This is a genomic window from Spirulina sp. 06S082 (assembly GCF_034932145.1).
Lineage (GTDB): Bacteria > Cyanobacteriota > Cyanobacteriia > Cyanobacteriales > Spirulinaceae > CCY15215.
Genome location: NZ_JAYGHV010000366.1, coordinates 1 through 2,323 on the forward strand (window position 1 = coordinate 1; position 2,323 = coordinate 2,323).

Annotated in this window: 2 protein-coding genes and 1 pseudogene; all 3 read right to left on the bottom strand. The window is 50.1% G+C overall.

The features are described from left to right. Positions 1 to 1,397: translation initiation factor IF-2 N-terminal domain-containing protein (locus tag VB714_RS21270; protein WP_323226693.1), on the bottom strand; the 1,397-nt coding region annotated here is incomplete at its 3' end. Between the two features lie 87 nt (positions 1,398 to 1,484). Next, the gene (locus VB714_RS21275; RefSeq protein WP_323226694.1) at positions 1,485 to 1,787 is read right to left on the bottom strand and encodes a YlxR family protein; all 303 of its coding nucleotides are present in this window, start codon (positions 1,785 to 1,787) and stop codon (positions 1,485 to 1,487) included. A 115-nt stretch (positions 1,788 to 1,902) separates the two neighbouring features. Beyond that, positions 1,903 to 2,323, bottom strand: a pseudogene (nusA, locus tag VB714_RS21280) (transcription termination/antitermination protein NusA); the annotation flags it as partial.

A 2,323-nucleotide genomic window follows, 5' to 3' on the forward strand; every position in this document is an offset into this window, starting at 1 on the left:
TTTTCGGGAGGTTTCGCGGCAACTTTCCGCTCGGTTTTATTGCGAGACTCTTCTTTGGCACGATCGCGATCCGCCTTAACGGGGGGTTTTTTCGTTGCTTTGGCCGTGGGAGCCGCTTTAACGCGATTACTACCCGCCGGTTTGGGAGGACGAGCGATGGAGAGACTCACTGCCGCAGGCGCAACCAGACTGTTGCGATCGACATCAAATTCATCATCCTCGTCGTCAATAATTAACGCTTTACGTTTTTTGCCTGTTTTACCGGCTTTAGCTTTACCCGCCTTAGCTTTACCATCGGGATCTTCCTCCTCTTCTTCCCAGACCTTGGGCTTGCGACTGACGTTAGGACGCTTGAGTTTGGGCTGAGGCCGTTCGGGGGGAGCGAGAAGGGGATCTCCATCAAAAACATCTTGGTCTTCAACGATTACCCCATCATCAAGATCGTCAGATGAGGTTTCCTCGAAAGCCTTGGGTTTCCGCAATTGCTGTGGGATTGGTTTTTGCGGTTTTTGTTGTAGTTTTGCACTGGGTTTCGCTTTCTTTGCACCTTGGTCTTTATTTCTTTCTTTGCTACCGTCTCTACCTTTACCACTTGCACCAACCATCGCCCCGTCTGTTTTAACTTCTGTTCTACTCCCAGAATGTTTCCGCTCGGGTTTGGAGGATATGGGTCTTGGCACTTCCTCAAGATGGCGATCGCTCCTGGACGAATCAGACTTTTTCCCTTTGCGAGGAGTAGGTCGCTCGTCAGTTTTTTTGATCGAGGGGGGCTGAGGTCTGCTCGGTGGAACGAGGAGTTCATTGGTCTCTTCGGGTTTAGCCTGCTGTTCTGGACGGCTTGTCTGTTGCTGGGCAGAATTTGGCATAGATGGGCGTTGGGGAGCGCCATTCAAGGAGGAGACCGATTGCTCTACCGCCCGTTCTTCTGATATTTTGTCTCTATCTTGGTCTCGTTGCGAGGGGCGAACCTGTGGCACGTTGGACGTTTCTGAGGCAGCCCTGGGAGGAGATGGTTTAGTTTTCAGAGGACGATTGGGAGGGGTAACGAGCTTGGGATTATTTGGGCTATTCGGTCGAGAAATCGGAGAGTTTTCCCCCCGCTCCGAATGAGGTTCATTCTTAAGGATGCCGCGAATTTGGGGTTTGCGAGGCCCTTTGGGACGCAGGGATTTCTCCGCAGCTTCCCGTTCCTCTCGGGATTTTGAGTGGGAGTTTTTAGGAGGAGAAGGCCGGTAAGTTTTGGCAGACGCTCGAATCTGCTCCACTTGCGTATCCGTGATGGTGCTGCTATGACTTTTTACAGCGATGTCGAGTCGGCCGCAAATATCTAAAATGTCTTTGTTTTCCAAATTAAGTTCTTTAGATAAGTCGTAAATTCTGGTTTTTCCGTTGTTCATGCAATAGTCCCCGTTTTCGCGCTCGATGGTTGTTTGGGTGTAATGGTGGATTAAACATTGCTGGCTTTCATAGTTATGATTTGGGTGTTAAGGTGGGTTGCAATTGCGCTTGTCGATCGCTGCCAGGCGCGATCGTAGCGTCTGATAGATGTTTTGGTAAACCTCTTGGGGGGCGTTTGCTTTAAGCGATCGCGCCAATCGGTTTTTCTTTTGGGCTGCCTCGAGGCAGTCGCTTTGGGGACAGAGATAAGCAGACCGTCCCATGCCTTTATCTAATTGTACCGTTTGCTTGGAATTGACATCACCTCCTGTTTGTCTAACAATTCTCCAAAAGGAATTTTTGGGAGCAATTTTGCGGCAGGAAATACAGCGTCGCAGATTTACTTTCAAGAAATTTTTCACCTCCTGTCCTTAATTTATCTGGCATTGGCTGGCAAAATTGAGAGCATCGTAACTGCTATTTTCTCATTTTTTTTTGTTGGCGGATCGTCCCACTGGAGGAGAATTATTCTTCTTCAAGATTAGCCTCGGTTTCGGAAGTTGCGGCGCTGCGGGTGGCCTGTTCGACTTTAAATGCTGCGGTATCTTTAATATCGATTTTCCAGCCGGTGAGACGGGCAGCCAAGCGAACGTTCTGTCCGTCTTTGCCGATCGCCAAACTGAGTTGATTTTCGGGGACTAAGACGAGGGCTTGACGTTCTTCGGCATCCACGAGACGCACTTCATCAACTTTAGCGGGGCTGAGGGCGTTGGCAATATAGGTGGAAGGATCGGGAGACCAGCGAATAGCATCGATTTTTTCCCCGCGTAATTCGTTGACTACGGCTTGAATGCGGGAGCCTCTGGCACCAATACAAGCACCCACGGGGTCTACATCTCGTTCGAGGGTATCCACGGCAATTTTTGTGCGGGGACCGACATGGCGA